The organism is Yoonia sp. MH D7 (assembly GCF_054439475.1).
Genome location: NZ_JBTJCF010000005.1, coordinates 152,118 through 158,748, shown reverse-complemented (window position 1 = coordinate 158,748; position 6,631 = coordinate 152,118). Strand labels below are relative to the sequence as shown.

At 57.2% G+C, this 6,631-nt stretch carries 5 protein-coding genes; all 5 read right to left on the bottom strand.

Annotation, left to right across the window (positions count from 1 at the left end; translation table 11 throughout):
- The coding region (locus ACXLHR_RS19215; RefSeq protein WP_458793062.1) for an FAD-binding oxidoreductase at positions 1-1,065 on the bottom strand (1,065 nt) is incomplete at its 3' end.
- 12 nt (positions 1,066-1,077) lie between these two features.
- Complete coding sequence (locus ACXLHR_RS19210) at positions 1,078-2,742, bottom strand: glycerol-3-phosphate dehydrogenase/oxidase (RefSeq protein ID WP_458793061.1); 1,665 nt, start codon at positions 2,740-2,742, stop codon at positions 1,078-1,080.
- Complete coding sequence (locus ACXLHR_RS19205) at positions 2,739-3,833, bottom strand: ABC transporter ATP-binding protein (protein WP_458793060.1); 1,095 nt, start codon at positions 3,831-3,833, stop codon at positions 2,739-2,741. The genes ACXLHR_RS19210 and ACXLHR_RS19205 overlap by 4 nt, the downstream gene beginning before the upstream one ends.
- 1 nt (position 3,834) lies before the next feature.
- Positions 3,835-5,484: an ABC transporter permease gene (locus ACXLHR_RS19200; RefSeq protein WP_458793059.1), complete on the bottom strand. Its 1,650-nt coding sequence runs from the start codon at positions 5,482-5,484 to the stop codon at positions 3,835-3,837.
- A 107-nt stretch (positions 5,485-5,591) separates the two neighbouring features.
- The gene (locus ACXLHR_RS19195; protein WP_458793058.1) at positions 5,592-6,617 is read right to left on the bottom strand and encodes an ABC transporter substrate-binding protein; all 1,026 of its coding nucleotides are present in this window, start codon (positions 6,615-6,617) and stop codon (positions 5,592-5,594) included.
- Positions 6,618-6,631 lie beyond the last annotated feature (14 nt).

Below are 6,631 nucleotides of genomic sequence, written 5' to 3'. Positions count from 1 at the left end.
GTGCACGCTGTTACGGTTGGCCAACCAGCGATCCATCAGCGCTGTGTCTGTCTGACGACCACCCACTTCGGCCCGCACTACGTTCATGATGCTTTTGACTAAACCCTCGTCACCCTCGTCGTGGACCAACAGGATATGCTGGTCTTTGGTATCAAAGTTGCGGCGCGATTCTGTTGCATCATACAGACGCACTACCGCAGGGCGCGCACCGCGGCGCGAGAAACGGTGGATTGCGGCGACCCCTTCATCGAAGGTGTCGTAAGCCACCGCAAGGCTCTCGGAATAGCTGGCCTTAGGGTGGATATTCAGGCGGGCAGACACGATCACGCCCAATGTGCCCTCAGAGCCTACAAATAGCTGCGTCATGTCAGGACCAGTCGCAGAGTGCGAAAATTCGCTGGTTTCAATCACACGGCCATCGGCCAGAACCGCCGTCACACCGCGGGTAATATCCGCCATTGTGCCGTAACGCGTGGACATTTGACCCGCACCTGAACAGGCGATCCAACCGCCGATTGTGGACAGCGCCAGCGACTGTGGCCAATGGCCGGCAGTATAGCCTTCAGCCTGCAAAGCATCCTCGAACAGGTCGCCAAAGGTGCCAGCTTGCACATCTGCCACCAGATCGTCACCACGCAGATCGGTAATACCAGAAAGCGCGGTCAGGTCCATCGCCACGCCACCAAAAGCAGGAAGCGAATTGCCCAGAACGCCGCTACGACCGCCAACAGCCGTGACGGGGATACGCGCATCATTGGCCAGCCGCAAAACGGCAGCAACCTCGTCCGTCGATGTCGGGCGCACAACAGCGGCAGGCAAACGTGCGACGTGTCCGGTCGAGGCCCAAACCATGCCAAGCGGCCACCAGTCACGCGCATATTCCGACTTGGAATTGGTATCGACGTCAACCTGCGTGCAGACCTTTTCCAACGACTGCACAAAGGCGTCATCGACGGCAACGGCGGACCCTGTCAGCGTCTCGCGCGGGGTGATGCCTTTTACGCCAGCTTCACCTGGAATGGGGCTTGGACGGCGGGGATCAATAGCGATTGGATGCGTTGTCATGTGATGTCCTCTCTAGGTACGGGATGTGGGTTTAGCCGGCAGATCATGCGCAAGTGCGCCAAGTTCGCGGCAAAGTGTTGATTTCAAATCGGCAGTCTCGGATGTGATGCGGTTCGCACCCCATCCGCTCATGCTGCCGACGCGCGCAGCAATATCGTCAGCATCTGCCAGAACGGCGCGCCCGTCGTAGGTGGCAAGCCGCGTGCGGCGGAATAAAACGTTAGACAGGGTGCTGCCCATTTCGGCGCGCAAGCCCCAGACAAGTTCGGCCATAATCGTGTCACCCTGCGGCGTGATCTTTTCCGCCAAAGCAGGATCAGCCGCCACAAGTCGCTCTATTTTGGCCGCGCGGTTGCCATAGCGTTTGCCAAGACGGGTGCCTTTATCCAGATGACTATCACCCGCCTGATGCCCGAACAGCTTAAGACGCTTGGTCTGACAGCGGGCCTTGCGCCCCAATGCTTCACACACCGCATCCACCGTGCCTTCGGCCATTTCGCGGTAGGTGGTCAATTTGCCTCCCGTCACCGTGATCAATCCGGGCGCATCAAGCGCAATAGAATGACGCCGCGACAGGTCCGAGCTACGCTTGCTTTTTGCATCGGCAATCAAGGGGCGAAAGCCTGCCCAGCCGCTGGTGATGTCAGCCTTGCAAAGTGGCGTTGTCAAATGGCGGTTCACCCCGTCCAGCAGATAGGTAATATCGGCCTCAGTCACGCTAGGATCATTCACATCCGCAGGATCAGTCGTCTCGGTCGAACCGATATAGGCAAATGGCCCTTCGTCGACGACGGAAATCGTGCGGCGGTCGCTGGCCACTGGCAGGCTTACCGCCAGATCGGTGCGCAACTTTTCAATCGGCACCACGATATGCGTGCCTTTTGCGGGGGCCAGCTTGCGATCATTAGGCACACCCACCTCGCCCAGCAATTTCTGCGCCCAGATGCCCGTGGCATTCACCACCATCCGCGCCGCAACCTCTACCTCGGCGCCATCAACCGCCACGCGCACATGACGGATACCGCCTTGTTGTGACGACAGCCCAACACAGCGCGAGTTATTCACCACAACAGCGCCCATCGACGCCGCCGTCGCCAGCGCCGCATAGGTCAATCGTGCATCATCGCCGCGCAGGTCGTGAAACATATAGCCCGCACCGATGCGGTCCATGTCAAGTGCGGGCATATGGGCCGCCACATCCTCATGGGTCAGGCGACGATGACGACGACCAAGACGCCATGCCCCGGCAAACTGATAGCTCCACAAAGCGCCACCCAAAGCACGCGACAGTTTAGGATTGATCACGCCACCCTTAAGGAACAGCGGGATCATAAACGGCATGATATGCACCAAATGCGGGGCATTGCGCTGCAAAGCGTAGCGTTCGCGCAGCGATTCACGCACCAAGGCCACGTCGCCCGTTTGCAAATAGCGAAAGCCGCCGTGGATCATTTTAGAGGACCGTGATGAGGTGCCAGAGGCAAAGTCACGCGCCTCGATCAACGCCACAGACAAGCCGCGCGACACCGCATCCAGTGCCACGCCAGCGCCCGTAATACCGCCGCCAATCACGACAACATCAAACGGCCCGTCAGCGAGCCGCGCCACATGATCCGCGCGATGCGCCAATGGCTCGTCGGCCAGCAGGTTTTCCCAAAGGTCAGGTGAAACCGTCATGACGCATGCCCTGCGGCCACGATACGGGTCGCACTTGCAGGCCAGCAAAATGCCGCCTTTTCACCTATCTTTAACGGTGCGGCATCCGCAGGCGTGCGGGCGACCAGTTGCTGACCACTTTGCAATACGCCCTCGACGCGCTGGGTTGCGCCTGAAAACACCACATCGGTAATCGTCACTTCGATCGCGTTCTCGGCCTGCGCGGGCGCAGATCCCGCATGAACGGTGATATTTTCAGGGCGCACCAGAATTTTACTGGCACCATCTGCCGCAGTCTTGAAAGGCGCAAAACGTGCAGTTTCACCCGCGTGGGCAAATGCGCCATCCTTCATGCGGCCTTCGATAATGTTTGAATCGCCCAGAAACGTCGCCACAAACTCGCTGCCCGGATGATTGTATAACTCTTGCGGTGTGCCGATCTGCTCGACCGCCCCTTCGCGAAACACAACGATACGGTCCGACAGCGTCAGCGCCTCGTCCTGATCGTGGGTCACAAAAATAATTGTCACACCCAACTCGCGGTGAATCCGGCGCAACTCAAGCTGCAAGGACTCGCGCAGCCGCTTGTCGAGCGCGCCAAGCGGCTCGTCGAGCAACAACAGCTTCGGCTCGAAAACCACCGCGCGCGCAAGGGCCACACGCTGCTGCTGACCACCCGACAACTGGTCGGGACGACGATCACCAAACGCCTCAAGATGGACCAGCGCCAATACCGCATCAACACGGCGGTTGATCGTGGCTTGATCAGGCCGCGGGCGGCGCTGCTTTAGCGGATACGCGATATTTTCACGCACGGTCTTATGCGGGAAAAGCGCATAGTTCTGGAACACCACACCAATGTCGCGCTTATGGGCTGGCACCTCGTTCAGGCTACGCCCGTCCAGCGACATTGTGCCCCCCGCATCAGGGTCGGCAAACCCCGCAATCAGGTTCAGCGTCGTGGTTTTACCCGATCCGCTTGGCCCTAAAAACGTAATGAATTCACCCGGCTGCACGTCAAGATTAACGCCACCCAGAACCTGTAGCCCGCCGTAAGACTTGCCAAGATTATGCAGCTTTAGCGCCGCACCATTTGCTGAATTATCACCCATTTTAGCGGCCTTTCCGTTGGTTATAGACTGTGCTGACAATCACGATGGTCGCTGTCAAAAGCAGAAGCATCGTAGAGGCAGCAGCGATCGTCGGATCAATATCATTGGCAATCGAGCGGTACATTTGCACAGGCAAGGTGCGCATTCCGACGCCGCCGACAAACAGCGAGACCACAACTTCGTCGAATGAAATCACAAAAGCGAACAAGGCCCCCGTCATCACACCTGTGCTGATCAGCGGCAGGATAATCTGGAAGAAGGTGGTCAGTTTTGTGGCCCCAAGGCTGGCAGAGGCCTGCTCGAAACGTGCGTCAAACTGCTCTAACGTGGCGGCAATCGGGATGAATGCAAACGGCAATGCCATCACAGTATGCGCCACCACAAAACCGGTGATCGTGATGTTCAGCCGCCAGTCAAGGAACAATCCGTAAAGCGCCATCGCGATAATCACACCGGGCACAATGCGCGGCGTCAGAACAATCGCACGAATGACGGTGCGCACTTTGGTAGAGGCACGGCGCAGGGCCAATCCCGCAAAGACAGACAGTGTAGTGGCCGTGATCGTGACCAGAACCGCGACCTGCATTGATGTGACAAACGACCCCCACCACTCACGGCTTTCAAAGAACCGCGCATACCACTGTAATGAGAACCCCTGCGGTGGAAACGCAAAGCTGCGGTTCTCGGGAAAGCTGAGCGGGATCACAACAAATCCGGGCACAAGCAGCAAGATCACAACCAGCACGGCCCAGAACCAGAGCCAGAAAGACTGACGCGGCTTGCCCCCGTCATCAGAGGCAAAGCGACTTGTCGTGGACCCTGTCACATCATAGCGCATCATCGCAGGCAACACGACCAGCAGCGCCAGCAATAGCATGACCACCGACGCAGCAGAGGCCAACGGAACATTCAGCACGGTGTTAATCATCGAATAAATCAGGTGTGACAGCAGTTGGTTTGACGGCGACCCGACCAATCCGGGAATGACGTAAAAGCCAAGCGAGGTCACAAACACAATCACCGACCCGCCGATAATGCCGGGCATCGACAGCGGCAGCCAGACATCGCGGAACGTGGCCCAACGGGTGGCCCCCAGCGACGTCGCCGCACGCTCTAGCCGGGTGTCGATCCCTGCCATCGCACTATACAGCGGAAAAATCATAAACGGCAGCATCACCTGCACCATTGCAATCGTCACACCCGTTGTAGTGCCGCGTAGCACAAGCCCGTCAAAGCCGATTGATTGGACAAATTTATCAATAATGCCATTACGTTGCAGCAGCACGATCCACGCAAAACTACGAACCATCACGCTGGTAAAGAACGACAAAAGCACCACACCCGTCAGAAACGCGAGCGTCTTACCCTGCGTGCGGGCCATTAAATAGGCATAGGGATAACCGATCAGCAGGCACAAAACCGTCACTGTCAGGGCGACAAAAATCGTGCGGAAAACAATACGCACATAAGTGTTGCTTGAGAAAAACTCGATGTATTCGCCCAAAAACCCGTTTTCAGTGTCGAAACTATTGGCCAGCACCAGCACAACGGGCCAGACGAAAAAGATCGCGAGGAAAGCCACAATCGGCAACATCAGCAGTAGCAACGTCTGCTTATCGCGGGTCAGACCTGTTTTTATACTCTTGGACATGATTTCTCCAGTCAGGCGAAACGCCTGTGGTTTGTGCAATGACAAGGGTGAGGCAGCGGGTCTGCGGGCCGCCGCTTGGTCACGGCCCGCAAAGTATCACAACGTGATTAGTTGTTAAGCCACTCGGTCCAGCGACGGTTGATCTCTTCCGCATTGTCCGCAACCCACGCAAGGTTAGGAACCACAGCAGATGCGGCGCGCTCTGGCGTTGCGGCGAAAACGGCCATGCCTGCTTCGTTCATCTCGGGCAATGTGCCGATCAGTGCAGGTGTTACCGGATAGATCTCGGAGACCCGGGCTTGCTGTTCTGGCTGCATCGCCATCCGGATGTAATCCGCGCTGACATCAGGATGTTCTACGCCCACAGGGATAGCCAACACGTTGTTGTAGATGATGTGCTGGTTCCACACTGGCGCAAATGGTGCGTCGTTGTTCAGCGCAGGATATGCACGTGAAGACCACGCCATCAGCATATCAACTTCCTGGCTTTCCATCATCTGCGTGGACTGCGCACCAGAGCGCCAGAACACAATATGCGGCCGCAACTCCTCAAGTTTTGCAAACGCACGGTCAAGATCAAGCGGATAAAGATCAGCAGGGGCTACGCCATCAGCCATCAGCGCGATTTCCAGATTTACGCCTTCAGCACCATCCCAGAGGCCACGTTTGCCAGGAAATTTTTCAACGTCAAAGAAGTCTGCCCAGTTTGTCGGGCCACCGTCAGGGAACGTTTCTGTATTGTAAAGCATCAGGTTTGCGTAGCCTGCAACTGGAATACCACATTCGTTTGCAAAGTCGGAAATGACGTTTGCGTAATTTTGCAGGTCCTCTGGCAGTTCTTGAAACAGCTCACCGCAGTGGCGCAGCGTGAAAACAGGCGGCACTTCGACAACGTCCCATGTGACGCGCTCTGCTTGCACCATTTGCTGAAGTTGCGGCAGTGTTTGCGGTCCGTCACCCAGAACTTCGATGCCAGTTGCGTCGGTAAATGCCTTACCGGTCGCCTCAAGCACGGCTTCCATGTAGGGGCCGCCAGTGTTAGCCACGATGATCTGGTCGGGCTTGTCTTGCGCCGCAAGCGGCCCCGCAACCAGCGCCGTGACGGCAGCTGTCATTTTAATAAAAGTTTTCATGGTATCTCCTCCAG

Excerpts from the sequence above, each read along its gene's own strand:
- ACXLHR_RS19210 (WP_458793061.1), bottom strand. The coding sequence starts at position 2,742 with ATGACGGTTTCACCTGACCTTTGGGAAAACCTGCTGGCCGACGAGCCA.
- ACXLHR_RS19205 (WP_458793060.1), bottom strand. The coding sequence starts at position 3,833 with ATGGGTGATAATTCAGCAAATGGTGCGGCGCTAAAGCTGCATAATCTT.
- ACXLHR_RS19200 (WP_458793059.1), bottom strand. The coding sequence starts at position 5,484 with ATGTCCAAGAGTATAAAAACAGGTCTGACCCGCGATAAGCAGACGTTG.
- ACXLHR_RS19195 (WP_458793058.1), bottom strand. The coding sequence starts at position 6,617 with ATGAAAACTTTTATTAAAATGACAGCTGCCGTCACGGCGCTGGTTGCG.